This window comes from Paenibacillus sp. BIHB 4019, assembly GCF_002741035.1.
Taxonomy (GTDB): domain Bacteria; phylum Bacillota; class Bacilli; order Paenibacillales; family Paenibacillaceae; genus Pristimantibacillus.
Map to the genome: position 1 here is coordinate 5,428,060 of NZ_CP016808.1, position 21,135 is coordinate 5,449,194.

At 50.8% G+C, this 21,135-nt stretch carries 18 protein-coding genes and 1 CRISPR repeat array; of the genes, 13 read left to right on the top strand and 5 right to left on the bottom strand.

Going from position 1 to position 21,135, the window contains the following annotated elements; translation table 11 throughout:
* Nucleotides 1-35: 35 nt before the first annotated feature.
* Complete coding sequence (locus BBD42_RS31870) at nt 36-764, top strand: S-Ena type endospore appendage (protein ID WP_172455603.1); 729 nt, start codon at nt 36-38, stop codon at nt 762-764.
* Between the two features lie 54 nt (nt 765-818).
* Here BBD42_RS31870 and BBD42_RS23670 read toward each other — a convergent pair whose 3' ends face one another.
* From BBD42_RS23670 to BBD42_RS23680, 3 genes are all read right to left on the bottom strand, one after another.
* Nucleotides 819-1,160, bottom strand: coding sequence for a DUF3992 domain-containing protein (locus BBD42_RS23670; protein WP_099520148.1), 342 nt, complete (start codon nt 1,158-1,160; stop codon nt 819-821).
* 29 nt (nt 1,161-1,189) lie between these two features.
* A complete protein-coding gene (locus tag BBD42_RS23675; protein WP_099520149.1) occupies nt 1,190-1,561 on the bottom strand; it encodes a DUF3992 domain-containing protein in 372 nt (123 codons plus the stop codon).
* Nucleotides 1,562-1,837: 276 nt separating this feature from the next.
* Nucleotides 1,838-2,521 carry a hypothetical protein gene (locus BBD42_RS23680; RefSeq protein WP_150131600.1) on the bottom strand — a complete coding sequence of 228 codons (684 nt, stop codon included), beginning with the start codon at nt 2,519-2,521 and terminating at the stop codon, nt 1,838-1,840.
* Nucleotides 2,522-2,712: 191 nt separating this feature from the next.
* Here BBD42_RS23680 and BBD42_RS23685 point away from each other — a divergent pair, with 191 nt between their 5' ends.
* Nucleotides 2,713-3,270, top strand: coding sequence for a DUF309 domain-containing protein (locus BBD42_RS23685; RefSeq protein WP_099520151.1), 558 nt, complete (start codon nt 2,713-2,715; stop codon nt 3,268-3,270).
* Between the two features lie 95 nt (nt 3,271-3,365).
* On the opposite strand, the gene BBD42_RS23690 is transcribed toward BBD42_RS23685, so the two are convergent.
* Together BBD42_RS23690 and BBD42_RS23695 are read right to left on the bottom strand one after the other, a co-directional pair.
* Nucleotides 3,366-3,941 carry a beta-class carbonic anhydrase gene (locus BBD42_RS23690; protein ID WP_056028098.1) on the bottom strand — a complete coding sequence of 192 codons (576 nt, stop codon included), beginning with the start codon at nt 3,939-3,941 and terminating at the stop codon, nt 3,366-3,368.
* A gap of 79 nt (nt 3,942-4,020) precedes the next feature.
* Complete coding sequence (locus tag BBD42_RS23695) at nt 4,021-4,341, bottom strand: iron-sulfur cluster biosynthesis family protein (protein ID WP_099520152.1); 321 nt, start codon at nt 4,339-4,341, stop codon at nt 4,021-4,023.
* Nucleotides 4,342-4,535: 194 nt separating this feature from the next.
* Between BBD42_RS23695 and BBD42_RS23700 the strand changes: the two genes are divergently transcribed.
* The 11 genes from BBD42_RS23700 (at nt 4,536) to hfq (ending at nt 21,059) form a co-directional block, all read left to right on the top strand.
* Nucleotides 4,536-6,050, top strand: a complete 1,515-nt coding sequence (locus tag BBD42_RS23700) for a carboxypeptidase M32 (RefSeq protein WP_099520153.1) — start codon at nt 4,536-4,538, stop codon at nt 6,048-6,050.
* Between the two features lie 251 nt (nt 6,051-6,301).
* Nucleotides 6,302-7,198: direct repeats of the CRISPR family, unit length 32 nt; unit sequence GTCGCTCCCCGTGCGGGAGCGTGGATTGAAAC.
* A 720-nt stretch (nt 7,199-7,918) separates the two neighbouring features.
* A complete protein-coding gene (locus BBD42_RS23710) occupies nt 7,919-8,923 on the top strand; it encodes an ABC transporter substrate-binding protein (RefSeq protein ID WP_099520155.1) in 1,005 nt (334 codons plus the stop codon).
* Nucleotides 8,924-8,948: 25 nt separating this feature from the next.
* Complete coding sequence (locus BBD42_RS23715) at nt 8,949-9,761, top strand: ABC transporter ATP-binding protein (protein WP_056028086.1); 813 nt, start codon at nt 8,949-8,951, stop codon at nt 9,759-9,761.
* Between the two features lie 133 nt (nt 9,762-9,894).
* On the top strand, nt 9,895-10,668 hold the full coding sequence (locus tag BBD42_RS23720) for an ABC transporter permease (RefSeq protein ID WP_099521772.1): 774 nt from the start codon (nt 9,895-9,897) through the stop codon (nt 10,666-10,668).
* 392 nt (nt 10,669-11,060) lie between these two features.
* Nucleotides 11,061-11,624 carry an outer spore coat protein CotE gene (locus BBD42_RS23725; RefSeq protein ID WP_056028083.1) on the top strand — a complete coding sequence of 188 codons (564 nt, stop codon included), beginning with the start codon at nt 11,061-11,063 and terminating at the stop codon, nt 11,622-11,624.
* Between the two features lie 242 nt (nt 11,625-11,866).
* Entirely contained in the window at nt 11,867-13,492 is a 1,626-nt protein-coding gene (locus BBD42_RS23730) for a putative amidoligase domain-containing protein (RefSeq protein ID WP_099520156.1), read from the top strand.
* Nucleotides 13,493-14,040: 548 nt separating this feature from the next.
* Entirely contained in the window at nt 14,041-16,842 is a 2,802-nt protein-coding gene (mutS, locus tag BBD42_RS23735; RefSeq protein WP_099520157.1) for a DNA mismatch repair protein MutS, read from the top strand.
* A gap of 36 nt (nt 16,843-16,878) precedes the next feature.
* Nucleotides 16,879-19,029: a DNA mismatch repair endonuclease MutL gene (mutL, locus tag BBD42_RS23740; protein WP_099520158.1), complete on the top strand. Its 2,151-nt coding sequence runs from the start codon at nt 16,879-16,881 to the stop codon at nt 19,027-19,029.
* A complete protein-coding gene (locus BBD42_RS23745; RefSeq protein ID WP_099520159.1) occupies nt 19,026-19,817 on the top strand; it encodes a class I SAM-dependent methyltransferase in 792 nt (263 codons plus the stop codon). The genes mutL and BBD42_RS23745 overlap by 4 nt, the downstream gene beginning before the upstream one ends.
* Complete coding sequence (gene miaA / locus BBD42_RS23750; protein ID WP_237163208.1) at nt 19,798-20,820, top strand: tRNA (adenosine(37)-N6)-dimethylallyltransferase MiaA; 1,023 nt, start codon at nt 19,798-19,800, stop codon at nt 20,818-20,820. The genes BBD42_RS23745 and miaA overlap by 20 nt, the downstream gene beginning before the upstream one ends.
* Nucleotides 20,817-21,059: an RNA chaperone Hfq gene (gene hfq, locus BBD42_RS23755; protein WP_056028072.1), complete on the top strand. Its 243-nt coding sequence runs from the start codon at nt 20,817-20,819 to the stop codon at nt 21,057-21,059. The genes miaA and hfq overlap by 4 nt, the downstream gene beginning before the upstream one ends.
* The last annotated feature ends 76 nt before the right edge of the window (nt 21,060-21,135 follow it).

The window sequence follows — 21,135 nt, forward strand, 5'->3', positions numbered from 1 at the left end:
AGTGATGAATTGTCGTTGTTGAAAAGAGGGCGAATATGCTGAAAAAGGGACGTCGTTCAAGAAGAGAAGTCTTGCCATCGTTTATCATCGTTCTCAAAATGAATTCCTCCTGTATTCAGAAAATCAAACGTAAACACAAACGCAAATTCAATTGCAAAGTAAAGAAAAAGCGTTGCAGAAATCGAAGAAGCAAACGGAGATTGCGACCGGTTTTTTTGAACCGTCCCAAACGCTGCCGTAGACGACTATCCTTCCCAATACCGTTCCCTACTGCACCTTGCTGCGATCCCGTGAACCCGGTAATCCCCGTATATCCCGTCGATCCTGTCAACCCTGTCAATCCTGTTAATCCCGTAAATCCCGTAAATCCCGTAAATCCAATCGTCCCAATCATTCCAGTGAAGCCTTGTAAAAATGCGAACGAAATCGTCATTGAAAAAGAATGCTGTGGAAACATGCTGGTTCAAGGTAAACAGCCTGAATTTTTAATATGGGAGGCAGATGTCGATTCCCAAACAACGATTGCACAAATCAGCGTTTTCTCTAATGCTACGAGCACGGATGCTTTAAACATAGATATAAACGGTGAGGAACAAAAACGGATCGTTGTATTGCCGGGGAATACTTCCAATTTTATTGGGCAAGGTGTAAAATCAGTTAAAATTTCTGTACAAGGCAATGATTTCACTTATGTGGAAGGAAAATATGTGATTTCGACCACCCTGCAGCTGCCTGCTAATACCTCTACGATGAACGGGCAATAAGAAAGGTGGTTCTCCATCGAAATGGAAGAACCACCTTTTTAAAGCCTGCTTATTTTAGAGGTTGTAACGTACAGTAATACAAAATTCGCCCTGTACGGCTGCAGTTGAAGTTATTGAAATAGATTGGAATCGAGCTACCGTAAATGATGCGCTTCCTCCAACGGGAATAACGATTGTTTCGATAGGGGCCACAACTCCAGCTGCAAAAAAGTTGACGGTTAGAGTGCCCGTGCCTGTTTCATATTTCACATATCCCGTACCACTAATAATTTGAGATATGTTATCGGAATAAATAACTTGAGTACCAGCAGCTGCTAACTGCCAATTGATACATACTTTATCTTGCACGACAATTTTGTCCGTACAACAACTAAGTGAAGGTGTATTATCACACATATACGTTTATACCTCCTGCGTCAGTTTTATTAAACAGGGTACCGGGTAGTAATACAAAACTCGCCTTGATAAGTGCCAGGAGATGCTGCCGGCAGCGTAATTCGGATAGCGCTGAAACGGCGGTACGTAAATGCCATACTCGTTCCAGGGGCAAGCGTAAAGGGAGTAGGATTAATTGGTGTTCCGGTACTGTCGAGGAAATCGAAGGTTATATCATCAGGACCAACGTCGTATTGCAAGTATCCCGTTCCTACAATATTTTGATTGATATTATTCGTGAAAGTAACAACTAGCACATCAGCCGCTACAACTGTGCCACTCCAAGGCGTACACACTTTATCTTGCACGAAATTTTTATCTGAACAGCAGGTTAGAGCAGATGCACTGTTACTACAAGCCATAGCGTAATACCTCCTAATTATAATTTCTAACCATTTAATGCAGGCAGAAGCTTACTCGCTTGGACATATGCCTGATTTCCAAATTTTTATTGAAATAAAGGTTGGATAATGGTGGGAAAAATAAAAAAGACATGCCACAAGGCACGCCATAAAATGATCGATAGCCATTAAAACAGCCAATGAACCTGAAAAATAAACAAGCTGTTTCCGTTAGAGCTTTGGAAACAGCTTGTTAATGCGGCTATGTTATTAATACTGCCACCGTTTATTAAAGTTTTATTTAGAAGTTTTTGATGCATTAGCTCCTATCATCGTGCCTGTATCACCTGGGTCCTCCAGATTAATCTTTGAAATGGCCCAATAATCGGAAGATTCCCGTTTTATCTTCTCGACCGTGAGGGTAGCAGTTCCCGTTCCAATCGTTTCTTCCATAACGACAAGCGGATATGCAAACGTAATTTGAACTTTATTAGCTGTTACTTCCTTAGAGTTCAGCTTTTCAACTTTGCCCATATGAGGACTGGAACCACCGGTTACCCAAAAATGATCACTGAATTCCTGTTTTGTTGTTTGGCGAAGTGCAGGCGATAAGACGGCATATTGCATGGCTCCGCTTCTCTTTTGAACCCCATGAATCCAGGTTTGAACCGCTTCTTCTGGAGATTCTGCGATAAGTGCATTTTCCAAGCTGTTCACCTGCATCGATAAATCGGCAGATTCGGGCATCGTTACATAAATATTGTTGTTTTTATAAGTTGATTTTCCATGGAACTGTTCTACGATGGATCTTAAAGAAACCATGGCTGTCCCTTTGTCCATATGAAGGTTAAACTGGCTAGCTGAAAATTCTGTATGGTTTATAAAAATTCGTGCACCGGAGGATGAGGCAAAGACAGATCCTGATATAATTAGGAATCCAGCACATGCGGCTGTTAAAGTTATCCATTTGCTTTTTTTCAAATTAATCTAATTCCTTCCGTTGTAAAATATGGGTAGCCGTATTTTATTTAGACTGTGCTTTGGCGAATATTGTTGCATGATCGCTATAGAAATTATCGTATGAATGGCATTCGCTGTGGCCTGTTTAGTCAGTTGCACATCCTTAATACAAAACGCTACAATGAGGAGAAAGGCAGAAGGGAAAGATTGGTATGAAATATCCAGGACATTACGTATCGTATTTAGTTGAGTTTCATGCAACGCGAGATTTTTTCGAATGCCATGAGCTGTTGGAGGAATATTGGAAGGAGCATCCAGAAGATGAGCGGGCGTTAATCTGGGTAGGGCTGATCCAGCTGGCTGTCGGCCAATATCATGAGCGGCGGGGCAATCTCGCAGGCGCAGCAAAAATGTATGAGCAGGCGCTCGGCAAGCTGACCGCCGTAGCTCTGGACAGTCTAGGACTAAATGGCGCTAAGGCAGTTGTGGAATTGGAAGCTGTGCTCGCGAGAGCCAAGCAGCTGGAAGAGGCCATTGCGCCTGCCTATCAAGATATGAATCTGGAGATTATCGATGCTGAACTGCAAGTGTTATGTGAGCAGGAATGCACGGAAAGAGGAATAGCCCAGAAGCAGTGGGGGTTGCCAAGCGATATGGCAGACGAAGCGCTTATTCATCGTCACACGTTGCGGGATCGCAGCGATGTCATTGCCGCAAGAGCAGAAGCGATTGCCGCGAGAACAAAGAAGCCGTCCACGCACAATCGTTGAACAATTCTGCGCAGGCAGTGATCGGTTCAACTTCCCTTTTGTGCGGGAACGGCTACTTATTCAAAACAATAGGTTTATTTAGGAACGGCTTACGTTTATGGCTGCTTCAGCTTGTCATAGCCGTTGACAATGAGATCGAGTTGGCCTGTTTCCGGCTCTATCGTCATGCCGTGAACGGGAACGTTTGGCGGAAGCAGAGGGTGGTTGCGAATAATGCCTACGCTTTTCTCTACGCTTTCTTTCACATTGTCGAATCCAGTCAGCCAACGCATAAAATTGAGCCCGGAATGCCTCAGCGTTTCAACCGTCTGCTCAGGTACGCCGCGATCCGTCATATGCTGGACGATGACCTCGGGATTAAGCCCGGTCATGCCGCAGCCATGATGCCCGATAACAAACACTTCATCGGCTTGCAGCTCGTAGATGGCGATTAAGACGCTCCTCATAATATTGCCGAACGGTTGGGTGACGATGCCGCCAGCGTTTTTAATAATTTTGGCGTCTCCGTTGCGCAGGTTCATCGCTTTAGGCAGCATTTCGGTGAGACGCGTATCCATGCAGGTGACGATGACCATTTTTCGATCGGGAAAACGACTCGTTATGTATTGCTCATAATCCTTGCGCTCAACAAAAGCTGTATTATCGTTCATGATTTGATCAACGTTGTTCATAGACTCCTCCTATATCTGGTGTTGCAGGTTAATCTTAGTTGAATCCTCATAAAAACACAGTGTGCATAGGCTGGAGCCGTCAGGGGGTCAGAAATCGCAAATTAAGGGAATAGATTTGTCCGTCGCTTTTTAAATTGAATGTTCCACGATCTGTATCGTAGCCGATACGCAGTTGGGGCTCAAAAAAAACTTCATGGCGGGGCTCATACAAAAAGGAGAAGGGCTGACCTTGGGTTAATCGGTCGTCTGAACTAGGTTCCTTTACAAGCTGGAGGGCAGGGACGCCGCTGACGACGCAGCCGCAGCCTTCTGTATCATGCAGCAGCTTAAGCTGATGTACGCCGTCTTCTAAATAAGGAGAAAGCTGCTCAACTGCCGATGGCGAAAAAGTTATAAACATAGGTGATGCCTCTCTTCCATTTCAAATCGCACTTTAATGATGTTTAGATTAAAGTTGATTATACGTACAGTAATCGTTAAGATCAAGTTAAGATGGGATGAAAGATGAAGGAATGACATTATTCTTTTGCTGAAATCGCTCATTTTATGGTGTAATAGGCTGATTTTTTATTTATTTGGAAAGGGTGATGAGAAATGACCGTACATAATTCGAAGGCACTTGCTCCGTTTCTGGAAACGGTGAAAAAATTGAAAGCTTACGGTGAGGCGCTTGGCGTGCTGTATTGGGACCTGCGCACCGGTGCTCCGCGCAAAGGCATGGATATGCGTTCGGAGGTCATCGGATCGTTGTCCGGCGACATGTTCAAGCTTTCCACATCGCCTGAATTAGGTGAATGGCTGAGTGAGCTGGAACAGCCGGAAACGTTTGGCAAACTAAGCGAAATAGAGCGCAAGCTTGTAACCGATACAAGGGAAGAATACGACCGCAGCGTCAAAATTCCGCCGAAGCTTTATGAGGAGCATGTCGTTATTTGCTCTCAGGCAGAATCCAAATGGGAAGAAGCGAAGGCAGCAAACGATTATGAGGGCTTCCAGCCTTATTTGGAAAAAGTCATCGATTATACGCAGCAGTTTATCGACTTATGGGGGCCGAAAGAAACCCGCTATGACACGCTGCTTGACCAATATGAGCCGGGCATGACCGTGAAGGAGCTGGACAAAGTGTTTGGCGGCTTGCGCGAGCAGCTGGTTCCACTAGCAGCAGCTATTGCGGCTTCCAAGCACCAGCCGGATACGTCCTTCCTGCGCCAAAACTATGATAAGCAAGCGCAAAAAGCGTTCAGCCTGCGGATTTTAAAGCAGATGGGCTATGATTTTGAAGCGGGCAGACTTGATGAAAGCACGCATCCATTCGCAACAGGACTTAACACAGGCGACGTGCGAATTACGACACGTTATTTGGAAGATGATGTGACGAGCGCCTTGTTCGGCACCATTCACGAGGGCGGCCATGCGCTGTATGAGCAAAATATTATGGCTGAGCTGGATGGAACAACGCTAAGCACAGGCACATCGATGGGCATCCATGAATCGCAATCGCGTTTCTGGGAAAATGTCATTGGCCGCAGCAAGCCGTTCTGGCAGCATAATTTTGCCGCTTTGCAGCAGCAGTTCCCGGGTCAGCTGGATGTGACGCTGGATCAGTTTTATCGGGGCAATAACGTCGTTCAGCCGTCACTCATTCGTATTGAAGCTGATGAGCTGACGTACAATCTTCATATTATTATCCGCTATGAAATTGAGAAAATGATATTTAATGAAGGCGCGAAGGCCGCAGATCTTCCCGCTATTTGGAATGAAAAATATAAGGAATATCTGGGTATTGAACCGCCAACGAATGCAGAAGGCGTTCTGCAGGATGTGCACTGGTCTGGCGGCGCATTCGGCTATTTCCCGTCGTATTCTCTAGGCAACATGTATGCAGCACAATTCGCCGATACGTTGGAGCGAGAGCTGCCGAACTTCTGGGAGCTTGTAAGTGCTGGAAATCTGCTGCCGATTAAAGAATGGCTTAGCGAACGCATTTACAAATACGGAAAGCTCAGAACACCTTCTGAATTGATCCAAAATGTAACCGGCAAGCCGCTGGACCCGCAATATTTGGTGAAATATTTGGAGAAGAAGTATAGCGAGATTTATAAGCTGTAATACGGGATTAGTTGTAGCTGGTAAGGAAGGTTTGGTTAGTGGGGGAAAGCAGCTGCGCTATTGTTAGGAAGCGACTTACCTCCACGCGAACCGGAAGCTCCCATGAAAACCCCGGCACTTTCGCACTCCGCACCCCGTAAGGGGTAATGCGGATTTTGAATTAGATACACGGGTGGATAAGGAAGAGGAAAATGAGGTTCGCGAAAATGGCCCTTTTATTCCTTGCTAGGTAAGGAGTTTTTGGGTGTGCTGTCGCTCCCCGTGCGGGAGCGTGGATTGAAACATCCTCCAGAATGTCAGCGAATGCACTGGGGAAGCGTCGCTCCCCGTGCGGGAGCGTGGATTGAAACTCATCCTGCAGCCTGTTATACGCCTCTTTAATATCGTCGCTCCCCGTGCGGGAGCGTGGATTGAAACCATAATGGTCCACTGAACGAGTCCAGCAATAGCCGGTCGCTCCCCGTGCGGGAGCGTGGATTGAAACATCCTCCAGAATGTCAGCGAATGCACTGGGGAAGCGTCGCTCCCCGTGCGGGAGCGTGGATTGAAACATGACGTACTACCTCCAATGCGTCTCTCTCAGACGTCGCTCCCCGTGCGGGAGCGTGGATTGAAACAGTGCGTGGGTACACTCCTGCAGCAGCCGTTTGTGTCGCTCCCCGTGCGGGAGCGTGGATTGAAACCGATCTTAATAAAAGCAAACAGATTGTCGATAGCGTCGCTCCCCGTGCGGGAGCGTGGATTGAAACTTTACTTGTGTCAGTGTCAGCATCAACAGCACCCCGTCGCTCCCCGTGCGGGAGCGTGGATTGAAACCGCATTGGCATCATAGAGCAGCACGCCAGAATCCGTCGCTCCCCGTGCGGGAGCGTGGATTGAAACAGGACTTATCGGAACGCCCCAACAAGCCGACTTAGTCGCTCCCCGTGCGGGAGCGTGGATTGAAACATTTAGCATCTTGCTTTCACCTTGTCCTCATGCAGTCGCTCCCCGTGCGGGAGCGTGGATTGAAACTTGGATGATTCGGGATACCAACTTCATCGCTGGATGTCGCTCCCCGTGCTGGAGCGTGGATTGAAACATGATAGTGAGATAGTCAACGAAAATGGCTCCTATGTCGCTCCCCGTGCGGGAGCGTGGAATGAAATGTTTATTAATTTATATAAATTGCAAATTTATTTTATTGCTTCCGATGATGTGTATGCAAACGGAAGCTCTTCCTGCTGCCGATTGCTAAGTACATATTCGAGACCAATCTCCTCTGACCATTCAAGGCTTAAGGAAGCACAGCATGCGAATGTTACTTAGAGTACAATCACAGAGACCACTGTGGCTTAGGATATGTATATTTGGAATCTTACTCCTTTTTGAAGGACTGTGTTTCCGTTATTCTGGATTTCACTCCCATTTTGGGCCTTAAGCGGACAGGGGATCCGCTATTGCCTTCATAATCCTCTGAAAATGACGATGGGCAGCGCATTAGAGGCTCCTGAGTCCGCAGCCTGCGCCAAAACCAGTGATCCGGTACAAATAGCGGCTGCTGTGTCCTCCAAGTCTCTCTTTGTGTCTTTGTGCAGGGAGCAAAGCTCCAAAAAGAGCAGCATGAAGCTGCCTTTTGGTAAGCAGGTTCACATTTATGAGCTGTGCCATTCTCGGTAGTAGAGGGAAGACGCTTGAATGCTGGCTTCTTTCGAGATATAGCTCGCTTGCGTTCACATCCATGCCCTAGTAGAGCCGTTATTCCGCAACAAGCGGAATAGCGGCTTTTTCATGCCCAAAAAGCCGTTAGAGGCAATCACCGCCAAGGGCATGCACGCATAGGCTGGAGTACAACACGCAAGCTTTAAATAGCGGGAGGAGAAAGAAAGATGAGGAGAAGATGGACAACGTTGCTGCTAGTTGTCATGCTGGCTGCAACCGCTGCGCTGGCAGGCTGCGGCGGCAAAAGCGAGAAAACAACGCTGAAAGTCGGCGAGGTTACGCGCTCCCTCTTTTATGCGCCACAATATGTAGCGCTGGAGAAGGGCTTTTTTGAAGAGGAAGGGCTGAACATTGAACTGACAACAACGGCTGGAGGGGACAAGACGATGACGGCGCTCCTGTCGGGTGTCATCGATGTGGCGCTTGTTGGCTCGGAGACGTCGATTTATGTGTACCAGCAGGGCGCGGATGACCCGGTCATCAATTTTGCCCAATTGACGCAGACCGATGGGACGTTTCTAGTTGCTCGTCAACCGGAGCCTACCTTTGATTGGCAGTCATTGAAAGGGAAGATTTTCCTTGGGCAGCGGAAGGGCGGCATGCCGCAGATGGCTGGAGAATTTACGCTGAAAAAATTCGGAATTGACCCGCAGAAGGATTTGGAGCTGATCCAAAATGTCGATTTTGCCAACATTTCGGCAGCTTATGCTTCAGGGACAGGCGATTTCGTGCAGCTTTTTGAGCCGACCGCTTCTATTTTTGAGAAAGAGGGCCGTGGCAAGGTCGTGGCTTCCTTTGGTGCGGAGAGCGGGCATTTGCCGTACACCGTTTATATGGCGAAGCAAAGCTTTACAAATAAAAACAAGTCGGCGCTGCAATCTTTCACCAATGCGATTCATCGGGCACAATTATGGGTGGCTGAAAATAGTGCCGAAACCATTGCGGACGTTGTCCTGCCTTATTTTGAAAATGTAGATCGCGGCATTTTGATTAGCTCGATCGATCGTTATAAGCAGCAAGGCTCTTTTGCGACCGACCCGATTATTGACCAGGAGGAATGGAACAATTTGCTGGATGTCATGACCTCGGCCGGCGAACTGAAGGCGCGAACCGAGCATGATGCCATCGTAAACACGGCCTTTGCGGAAGCTGCGATTGAAGCCGTGAAGTAGCAATGGCTGCGAGGAGGAAGAAAAGATGGCGAATAGTGACCCCGCGCTTACGCTGCGGCAAGTGACTCATGTATATGTGAATGACAAGGGCGCCTCGCTTGCTGTGGAGGATATGAACTTGACCGTTCAGCGCGGCGAGTTCGTCAGTCTGGTTGGCCCAAGCGGATGCGGAAAAACGACGGTGCTCAGCATGCTGGCGGGCTTGTTTTTACCGACACGCGGCGAAGTGCTCCTGAACAATCGACAGGTTAAACAACCGTCAACCCTTGTCGGTTATATGCTCCAGCAGGATTATTTGTTTCCATGGCGGACGATTTTGGATAATGCGGCGCTGGGGCTGGAATTGACGGGAAATAAGACGCAGGCTGCGCTTGAAACCGTAGCTGAATTGCTGGCAGAGCTCGGCCTGCCCGGAGCGGGAGCCCGTTATCCGCATGAGCTGTCGGGCGGTATGAGGCAGCGGGTCGCCTTGGCGCGGACGCTGGCAACTGAGCCGGAAGTATTGCTGCTGGATGAGCCTTTTTCAGCGCTGGATTTGCACATTAAGCTTCAATTGGAGGATTTGGTGCAGGTAACGCTGCGAAAGCTTGGGAAAACGGCGCTGCTCGTCACGCATGATCTATCTGAAGCTGTGGCGATGAGTGATCGCGTCATCGTACTGGCAGCAAATCCAGGGCGAATTCGCTACGAGCTGACGATACCCGATTCAATCCGGCAGGCATCGCCGATGAAAGCTCGACAGCTGCCGGAATTTCAGCCGCTGTTCGATCAATTATGGGCTGAGCTGGATGCTGCCGAGAAGACCCTCTGGGAAGGGAGCGAGAGCAATGAAGGATGACGGGGGTTCAAATCAGCAAAGGGAGCAACACACAGATAGAAAGCCGGAGCGAGTAGGGCAGGAGCAGAAACAATTGCCTTCTGATGTAAAAGAGGGCAGAGCAGTATGGCTAGACTGGCTGCACCAGGCTTATATGCGGCGGGCAAAGCGGACGACGGCGTTAGTCGGCGTGACGCAGTTCATTATCTTAGTACTCTTTATTGGGCTGTGGGAGGCCGCGGGACGTAATCGGTGGGTTGATCCGCTGTTGTTCAGTTATCCAACGAAGATGTTCCATCAATTGTGGGGGACGATGTCGGACGGCTCAATCTGGCCGCATATCGGGGTGACCGTATCGGAAACGATTGTCGGATTTGCACTGGGCACACTGCTGGGCACGCTCCTTGCGGCGCTGCTTTGGTGGTTCCCTTTTGTATCGCGGGTTGCGGACCCTTATTTGGTCGTGCTGAACAGCATGCCGAAGGTAGCGCTAGGGCCAATCTTTATCGTTTGTCTTGGTCCTGGCTTTCTCTCCATTGTAGCGGTCACTTTATCGGTAACGGTTATTATTACAACCTTGAACATCTATAACCAGTTTCGTGAGGTGGATGCAGGCTATATTAAAGTCGTCCGGCTGTTCGGAGCGGGGCGGTCACAGCTTTTTCGCAGCGTGATTTTGCCAGCTTCGTTCCCGGTTATTATTTCGACGCTGAAAGTGAATGTGGGCTTGGCATGGATCGGCGTTATTGTAGGCGAGTTTCTCGTGGCGAAGCTTGGGCTGGGCTATCTAATTATTTATGGCTTCCAAGTGTTCAACTTTACGCTCGTTCTCTCCAGCCTCCTTGTAATTGCTGCGGTTGCGACCGTAATGTACAAAGCCGTTTCGGCGCTGGAGCGCAGGCTGATGGCGGGTTGGCGTGAGCAGTAGGGCATAGGGCATAACGTTTTTTATGTCATTTTTTTCAGCTAGTTCGTAGATAACAATTAGGTACAAATACAGGCTTTGGCATAATGGCTAGGGCACCTTCATAACTATGAGTATAGTTCGATTTTAGCTGGCGCTTTCGTAATAGGAGCGGGAGCTGCAAGGGTGAAAAAAGATTTTGCGGCGAGCCTCCCGCAAGCTGCTCGTATATAGCGGCCAACTAAAGGCGGGGAAATGGGGAGCGAAGGTCTTGGGGAAACGTGGATTTACGTTTTGCAGCGGGTTTTGTGGGTGTTTTTTAAAACAATCTCTCTTTGTCTGCATTCGTTTTATCAACATTCGCCCACGTCCTGCATACACTTTAAGTGAATGATTGCATGGAGGAGGTTAAATCAATGGCTAATGCAGATAAACAGCTTCAGTACAGAGAAATTATCACCAAAGCTGTCTGCGGCAAAGGTCGTAAGTTTTCCACTGTAACCCATACCGTTACGCCGCCTCAACATCCGACCAGTATTTTGGGCGCATGGATTATCAACCATCAATATGAAGCGGTTCGTTCGGGCGATGGGATTGAGGTCATCGGTACTTACGACATTAACATCTGGTACTCGTACAGCAAAAACTCGCAAACCGAGGTTGCGAAGGAATCCGTTCATTATGTAGAAAATGTTCCGCTATCGTTTGTCGATCCGAAGCATCGTGCCACAACCGTGGAAGTTTCAGCAGACGCGCTTCAGGAGCCGAATTGTATCGAAGCGAATGTTTCATCGAGCGGCTCCGGCGTTGTCATCCGGGTTGAACGCGAATTTTCGGTAGAGCTGGTTGCCGAGACAAAAGTGACGGTTGCTTGTATCCCTGGAGGTTTGGACGGCCTTGATGCCAAGGAATACGAGTTCGGTCTCGGCGATGACGACTACGAAGATCTTGATCCGGATTTGCTCGACGACGAGCTTTAATCTGGCAGCCTGACGGCCATGTGGCTTATGTGGATTGAAACTTCCCGGCACGGAAGCTTAAATCTTCTCCACGTTAGCTTAACTCCATTGTGCCTCGGCTTCTGTAAGGTATGATATGCGGCGATGTCCGCAAACTTGAGGGCGAAAGCCCTCTTTTTGTTGGGATTAAACATAATCGGGCGTATGCCCTATAAGCCGGGTTTGAGTAGAGTGAGTGGGTTTTAGCAGAAAGGAGCAATGAGATGGCGGCAGTATGGCTGTGGAACAGCAGTACCGGGCGATTGGAGTTGGCAGGCGAAGCGACTGCTGCTGCCGCTGAATCAGCTCCAACTGCAAGCCTGCTTGCAGAGGTCAAGGCTGGGGACGCGGTTATTGTCAGCAGCTGTGTTGCTGAGAAAAAGAAGGGGAGTGAATCTAGACAGGGGGAGAGTGGTCAGCAAGGCGAGAGCGGGCAAGATCAGAGCAGGCGGGAACAGCAGGGCGTTAAAGAAAAGCAGGGCTTGAGGGAACAGAAGGGAATTACGGAAAAACAGCATATGAGTGAAAAACATGAAGGCTATGGAAAGCAGCTGCTGCCTGTTTTGCCAAGCGGCATCTGGCTGCTGAATGAGGGGGAGAGCGGCTTTGCGGCGATGTCTGCCGCCGAGCAGCAGCAAAGGCTGCGCCGGGCAGGCTTGCTCCGGCGGCAGGAGCTGGGAGATAGCGACCGATTGTATAAGGTCGCTATTGCGCATTTGGAGCCGATCGAGCTGCAGCGCCTCGATCGGCGGGGCAGGCCCGCAGCGGGGCAGCCGCTGCTGCGGGCGGAGCCAGGCGGCCATGCGGCAGCGCCATGGCCGCGGGATGCGGCTCTGCGGCGGGTCATCCGCGCCGCAGTCGCCGCTTTGTATGCACTCGGCCTCGATATGGGCGAGGCCGAGGTTGTGTTGGGCGAAGGCGGGCGGGCCGCCGTCCGCGCAGCGGGGGTTCTGCGCGATGCGAAGCTGCGCGCAGTGGGCTTGGCGCGGATGGCCGCCTGGTATGAGGCGGCTGCAGCGCCTGTGCCGGGAACGGCGCCCAAGCTGCTGCTGGGCGCCGACCCGGAGTTTGCGCTGGTGCGGCCGGATGGGCGGATCGTGCCGGCTTCGCGCTTTTTTGGCGACGGTGCCCAGGGGGCCGCGGGCAGCGACGCCATGCTCATTGGGCGACGAATCGTATATCCCGTCGCCGAGCTGCGGCCCGAGCCGGCTGAAAGCCCGGCCGCGCTCGCCGCGCATCTCCGGCGGCTGCTGCTGCGCGCCGCCGAACGCATCAGCGACCCCAGCCTCTGCTGGGTCGCCGGAGCCATGCCCGTGCCGGGGCTGCCGCTCGGCGGGCACATCCATCTCAGCGGCACGCCGCTATCCAGCCGGCTGCTGCGGCTGCTCGACAGCTACGCGGCGTTTCCGCTCGCTCTCGTCGAAGACCCGGCCGGCCGGGGCAGACGCCCCCGTTACGGCGCCCTTGGCGAATACCGCCAGCAGCCGCATGGCGGCTTCGAATACCGCACGCTGCCGAGCTGGCTCATCTCGCCAGCAGCGGCTAAAGCCGCGCTTGCGCTCGCGCTGCTATGCGCGCGCGAGACTAGAGCCCTCACTGACATACCGGCTCTTGACGAGCGGTATGTCGAAGCCTTCTACTCCGGCGACCATGCAGAGCTGGCCGGATGTCTGGACCCGCTTGCCTCAGCGATGGCGGCGACGCCGAGCTATGCGGCGCTTGCGGCCGATATCGAGCCTTTGCTCGATGCGGCGCGGCGCGGCATAACCTGGGATGAGCGGGCTGACATCCGCCACAAATGGCGCATCCCTATGCTAGCCCCAGCTTCTAACAAGCGGCCAAACAAATAGACGACATAATTTTTAATCTTTAATCTTTAATGCTCATTACACGCTTCGCCTCAGCCCTATACTTGAAGCAAACGAAGCTGACATTAAACCCAGCCTGTACGGTGCCCACTTAACGTAGCGACAAAGCGCTGCCAGCTCATTAGCTTCACAAAATTTTCCCCAAACCAACGAAGCGAATTCACTATTTTCACATACCGCCCTATTTTCCATCCTTATCCGACAAAAGAGCTATCCTGCAAGTTCACCCCGGCTTGTTTCCCAAGCAAACAGGCCCTTTTCCCCCTTATTTCTCTTTTTATTTCTTTTTTTATTTCTCTCTTCACTTCACTCTTTTTTTACTAATTTCCCCGGTTTATCTCCCTATATGAACATCAGGAAAAATAGACAAGTTGGCGCGGAAAGCGAACGCTTGATATAATAGTAGAAAGTTGCTTCATTAGATTTTCGGAACAATTTCGGAGATTTGGCGAAATTTGCGGCTCTGATGATACGATAAACATAGATTGCGAACGACAGAGTTCGCTTACCAAAATAAAGGAGGGGCAACAGTGGCTAGCTATACCCCGATGATTATGCAATACCTTGCGATTAAAGAAGAAGCGAAGGATGCGTTTCTTTTTTTTCGTCTGGGCGATTTCTATGAAATGTTTTTTGAAGATGCGATTGCGGCCTCGCGAGAGCTTGAAATTACACTAACCGGAAGAGAAGGAGGCGGCACGGAAAAAATTCCAATGTGCGGCGTACCCTATCATTCTGCCCAAAACTATATTGCAAGACTCGTTGAAAAAGGGTACAAGGTTGCCATTTGTGAGCAGGTTGAGGACCCAGCGGCTGCCAAAGGCGTCGTACGACGTGAAATTGTCCAGGTCATTACCCCGGGAACGGTCATGGAGTCGAAGGCTCTGGCGGATAAAACGAATAACTTTATATCAGCGATTGCGCTTTTAAACGGGAAAGTATCGATTTCCTCATGCGATTTGTCTACAGGCGAGCTGTACGTCACTTCGTTCCCGCTTCAGATGGAAGCGCTGATTGATGAAATTAACGTTTATCAGCCTGCGGAAATTGTTGGCGATGAGGACTTGCTGGACAAGCTGCAAGCATCAGACGCGTGGAATCGCCCGATATTGCTGACAAAGCGCGAGCCTGTACCGGAGCAAAAGCTGCTCGACCAGTTCGGAAAGCAGGAGCTTGTACAGTTGAATGAAGCATGCATGCGCGCAGTGAGCCTGCTAATTGGCTATTTGGATGATACGCAAAAGCGCTCGCTCGGTCATGTTCGCGCAATTCGCAGCTATGAGCCGGGTCAATATATGATCCTTGATCATTATACCCGCCGAAATCTGGAGCTGACTGAAACTGTGCGCGACCGCTCGAAGAAGGGCTCGCTGCTTTGGCTGCTGGACCGCAGTCAAACCTCAATGGGAGCAAGGCTTATGCGCCGCTGGATCGACAAGCCGTTGCTGTCGCGCACCGCGATTGAAGCCAGGCTGGATGCGGTGGATACGTTGTACCGCAACTTGATTTTGCGCGATGATATTCGCTCTGAGCTGAATGATATTTATGATTTGGAGCGTCTGGTCGGCAGAGTGGCGTTTGGCAGTGCCAACGGACGCGACATGAATGCTCTCAAAACGTCGATTCAGCGCGTCCCTCAGCTGGTCGAGCTATGCAAAGCCTCGGGATCGCAGCGGCTAGAGCAGTTGGTCGACGGATTGGATGATTGCGCCGATTTGGCAGATATGATTGCGACAGTAGTCGTAGACGAGCCGCCAGTCTCGATTCGCGAAGGCGGAATTATTCGTGCAGGCTACGATGATTATTTGGACCAGCTTAAAGAAGCCAGCACCAATGGGAAAAAATGGCTCGCTGAGCTGGAGCGCGCAGAGCGCGAAGCAACTGGCATTCGCTCGCTCAAAATCGGCTACAATAAAATATTCGGCTATTATCTCGAGGTTTCCAAAGCCAATCTCGCGATGCTGCCGGAGGGCCGCTACGAAAGAAAACAGACGCTTTCCAATGCCGAGCGGTTCGTAACGCCGGAGCTGAAGGAAAAGGAACGCTTAATTCTTGAGGCCGAGGAAAAGATGGTCGATATCGAATATGAACGTTTTCTGGAGCTTCGCGAGCATTTAGCAGGGCAGCTTCACCGTCTGCAGCGGCTTGCTGAAGCCATAGCTGAGCTTGATGTGTATCAGGCATTTGCGACGGTCAGCGCAGAGCGCAGATTTACCCGCCCCTCGATTACCGATTCGTTCGATATGGTCATCGAAGAAGGCAGGCATCCCGTTGTGGAGGCTGTTATGGAAAATGGGGCAGCGTTCATTGCAAATGCGACGCAGCTACATAAAGAGCATAACTCGATGCTGCTCATTACCGGACCGAATATGGCGGGCAAAAGCACCTACATGCGCCAAGTGGCCTTGATAGGCATTATGGCGCAGATCGGCTGCTTTGTTCCGGCAAAATCGGCACAAATTCCACTGACCGACCGGATTTTCACGCGGATTGGCGCGGCGGATGATCTGATTGGCGGACAAAGTACGTTCATGGTGGAAATGAAGGATATTCAAATTATGACCGAGAAGGCGACGGAGAACAGCCTTGTCATTATTGACGAGCTTGGGCGCGGCACTTCTACGGGCGAAGGCATGGCCATTGCCCAAGCGGTTATTGAATATGTGCATCATCAGATTCGCTGCAAAGCGCTCGTATCGACCCATTTTCACGAGCTGTCGCATTTGGAGGATTCCTTGCCTCAGCTGACCAATGCATGTATGGCGGTACAGGAAAGCGGCGATCATGTTACCTTTTTGCGCAAGATGATACCCGGCGCTGCAGGGACGAGCTACGGCATTTATTGCGCAAAGCTTGCCGGCTTGCCGGAGTCCATTATTTCCCGATCCTATGAGCTATTGGAAGTTTCGGATGCATTGGTTGAAAAAAATGCGAGCATCAAGATGGGCACAGCTGCTGTTGTTGAAACAGATAGACGCACTGCTGAGGAGAAAACCGCTTCTAATAAAAATAAACCAGAGCATTCGTATGCAGCCTTGCAGTCTGGCGATACTTTGTCAAATGCTTCGGGCCATGCAGATAGCAGCATTCCATCTGCTTCCGATCCTTCGGCCAGCCAAGCATCGAGTGCTGGCGTTCGCGAAACTGCGGCGGCCATTCAGCTGTCCATTTGGGATGAGCCAGCTGCCGCTCAGGCGGATTCGAGCCGCCGTAAAGGGAGTCCCAAATCCGAGCAGCTTGCTGATCAACTGCGCAAGCTCGACCTGTTTAATATGACGCCGATGCAGGCGATGCAGTGGCTTAATGATATGAAACGCAAAATGAACGACTAGAAGCGGCATGTCCGTGTGGGAAGGAGGAAAACACATATGGGTAAAATTCTCGTACTGGACGAGCAGCTCGCGAACCAGATTGCCGCAGGCGAAGTGGTAGAAAGACCTGCTTCTGTCATTAAGGAGCTAGTCGAAAATGCAGTCGATGCCGGCAGCTCCACGATCGACATCACCGTGGAAGAGGGCGGCTTGAATCTAATCCGTGTGACAGACAATGGCTCAGGCATTCCTGCCGAAGAAATCGAAACGGCATTCCAGCGCCACGCTACGAGCAAAATAGCAACGAGCAGCGACTTGTTCCGCATCGCAAGCCTAGGCTTCCGCGGCGAGGCGCTGCCAAGTATCGCGGCCGTATCGCGGCTGGAATGCTTGTCCTCTACCGGACAGACTGGCCTAGGACATAAGCTGAGCATTGAAGGCGGGACGATTACGGCCAGTATTCCGGCTGCTATGCCGCAAGGAACGGATATGACGGTGCGCGACTTGTTTTACAATACGCCGGCCCGGTTGAAATATATGAAGGCGGTGCAAACCGAGCTTGGACATATTTCAGATTATATTTACCGCATTGCGCTTGCGCATCCCGGCATTGCTTTTACATTAAAGCATAATGGCAATACGCTGCTGCGAACGCTCGGTACAGGCGACCGTCTGCAGGTTATTGCTGCTATTTATGGCTCGAATACGGCCAAAGCAATGATGGCGATACAAGGCGAAAGCCCGGATTATGAGCTGTTAGGCTATATTTCCAAGCCTGAGCTGACACGGTCGAATCGCAATGGCATAACCGTCATTGTAAATGGGCGGTATATTCGCAGCCATGCCGTTAATCAGGCGATGCTTCAGGCTTACCATACGCTGCTGCCGATCAATCGTTTTCCACTTGCGATTATTGAAATTGGAATGCATCCGAGCTTGCTTGATGTAAACGTACACCCTTCCAAAATGGAGGTTCGCTTCAGCAAGGAGGCAGAGCTGCGGACGCTTGTTGAGACGGCTATTCAGGCTGCACTTGGCAAAGAACGTCACATTCCTGGCCCGGATTCTATTCATAATCAGAAAAGGTCAGGTCCTGTATTTGTTCAGGGCGCCATGTCCTTTCATCGTCCAGAGCCCAAAACACCGCCTGTACCAGAGAAGGACAACATAGGGGAGCGGTCGATAGCACAAGCCCCTTATTCCCCATTTGGCCAAGGTGCTTCCAGAGAATTTGTGCCGAAGGATGCGGCTGAACGTTTGTACAAGCCTGCCCAAACTGGAAATAGCTTGGCGCGTGAAGCAAGCGCAGCATGGGGGAACTTTGCCTCTGAGGCTGTGCAGTCCCTTGGACGAGCAGCGGCGAATAGTTCCCCGTCGCAAAGCGAAGACGCTCCGCTTCCAGCCGAGCCTGCATGGATACGCCAAGACGCAGCTAGCTCGCAGACTGCGGCTAACGGAAGCGAGCCCGGCAACGGATTGGAAAGCGCAGGGGCAGCAACTGCCGATTTAAGCAGTGAAGTTGCTGCTACTGTTCATACGGCAGCCTTACCCGATGTTAATTTCGGACAAGGAGGCCAAGTGCCAGTTGCTCCAGAGCAGCCTTCAGCAGCGAATGAAGCGGGATTTCCCGAGCTGCATTGGATTGGCCAACTGCATGGCACGTATATTGTGGCACAGTCGGAGGAAGGACTGTATTTAATTGACCAGCATGCAGCGCATGAGCGGATCAATTATGAATATTATTACGCCAAGTTTGGCATGCCCGAGGCTGCTAGCCAGCAGCTGCTAGTGCCGCTTACACTGGAGTTTACGCCGGGCGAGGCAGAGCAGCTGCGCGGCCTGCTGCCCCTATTTAACGAAGCGGGCGTAGAGCTTGAACCGTTTGGCTCCCAAACGTTTCTTGTACGAGCGTATCCGCAGTGGCTGCCGGATGGCGAGGAGAAGGATATTATTGAAGAGATGGCTGATTTGCTGTTGGCCGAGCGCAAATCAATCAATATTGCCAAGCTGCGCGAGAAGGCGGCCATTATGTGCTCCTGCAAGGCATCTATTAAAGCGAATGACAGACTGACAAGGGAAGAGGGAGCAGCGCTGCTTTCCCGGCTTGGTGCATGCCATCAACCGTATACTTGCCCGCATGGACGCCCGATAGTCGTGCATATGTCCACCTATCAGCTCGAAAAAATGTTTAAGCGGGTGATGTCATGATCGTGACAACCGCCGATCGTCCCTCTGAGGCGACGGTCGCCAAGGCGAGAAGAATTGCAGGTGAGCTGTCCGTCCCTTATCGGGCGAGGGGCCGAATGACGCTGCGGCAAATCGGCGCCGAAATGGCCGAGATTCGCCTGTTTGTTGTGACGGATCGCGAAGTCAGGTATTATGAAGGACAGACGGATACGCCGTTATTTTTTCACCCCAGCATGGCTTTTGTAAGAGTCAAGCGGCTTCGAAGGGGAGAAACAGATCCGCTCATTACGCTCTCTGGCTGCGAGGAAGGCGATACGATAGTAGATTGTACAGCTGGACTCGCTTCAGATTCGCTTGTATTCGCTTATGCGTCCGGTACGTCCGGACAAGTAACTGCCATCGAAAGCGAGCGGGTGCTATGCGCCCTAGTGCGCGAAGGGCTTACGGTCTACGAATCGGGGCTTGCTGATGTGGATGCGGCGATGCGCAGAATCCGAATGATCAGCATGAACCATCTGGACTACTTGCGGCAACTGCCGGATCAAAGCGTAGACATCGTGTATTTTGACCCGATGTTCCGGCAGCCGATTCATGAGTCGAGCTCGATTCAGCCGCTGCGCCAATTGGTCAATGACAGCGCCTTGTCTGCCGAGGCAGTGGCCGAAGCGCTGCGAGTGGCGCGCAAAACCATCGTGCTTAAGGAGCATCGCCATAGCGAGGAGTTTGCAAGACTCGGCTTTGAGCGGCGGCATTTACATTCTTCAAAAATTGCTTATGGAGTGATAGAGGTTGCCAGAACAAGAGAATAAGCGGGTAACTGCGCTGGGCAAAAAGCAGCCTTTGCTCGTATTAATTGGCCCTACGGCAGTTGGCAAAACCCATTTAAGCCTGGAGCTGGCCAAAGCTTGGCAGGCGGAAATCATTTCGGGCGATTCGATGCAGGTTTATCGCGGCATGGACATCGGAACAGCGAAGCTTCCACTGGAAGAGCGAGAGGGCATCGCACATCATTTAATTGATATTCGCGACCCGGATGACCCCTATTCGGTGGCAGACTTTCAGGCAGGCTGCGGAAGCAGCATTGAAGAGATTGCTGCTAGGGGAAAGCTGCCCTTCATCGTTGGCGGCACGGGACTATATGTGGAAGCCGTATGCTACGGCTTTGAATTTTCAGAGAGCGGCTCAGATGAGGCCTTTCGCCAGGAGCAGGAGCAGTTTGCTCTTGCGCACGGTGCTGAGGCGCTGCATGCGAAGCTTGCGCTTATTGACCCGAAGTCCGCGGAACGCCTGCACCCGAATGACCAAAGGCGCGTCATCCGCGCGCTTGAAGTATTCCATTTAACAGGAATCAAGCAATCAGAGCAGCTCGAGGGTCAGAAAAAAGAATCCCCCTACGAATTGTGTATCATCGGGCTGACGATGGATCGGGCGGAGCTGTACCGCCGGATTGAACTGAGAATTGACCAGATGCTGGAACAGGGGCTGGTCGAGGAAGTGAAGGCGCTGCTGTCGCGTGGCGTTCCGCCTCATGCTGTAGCTATGCAAGGACTCGGCTATAAGGAAATAGCGTCATTTTTACGGGGAGAATGTACGCTTGAGGCTGCGGTAACTTTGCTGAAAAGAGACACGAGACGCTTTGCCAAGCGCCAATTGTCATGGTTTCGTCACATGAAAGATATCGAATGGATCGATATGGGGGAAAATTTTCACAACAATTTGCATCGGATTCATGGTATAATAGCAGGAAAGTTTCAAGTCCATCTTGAATATACTTCTAATCAATCTTTTGTAGACGGAGGTAACGTCCAATGAACAAATCCATCAACATTCAAGATACGTTCTTGAACCAATTGCGTAAAGATAACATTCCCGTTACAGTCTTCCTGATGAACGGGTTCCAAATCCGGGGCGTTATTAAAGCGTTTGACAACTTCACCATTATTATTGACAGCGAAGGCCGTCAACAAATGGTGTACAAGCATGCCATTTCGACGTTTACTCCGCAGCGAAATGTATCTCTCATGCAGGACAACAGCAGCTCTGACTCGTAAGGCGCACGTTATTAGTGAAACTTTCTAATAGCGGTCTGCGTTTAACTAGATAGCGGAAGGAAAGGGCAGCCCGCTT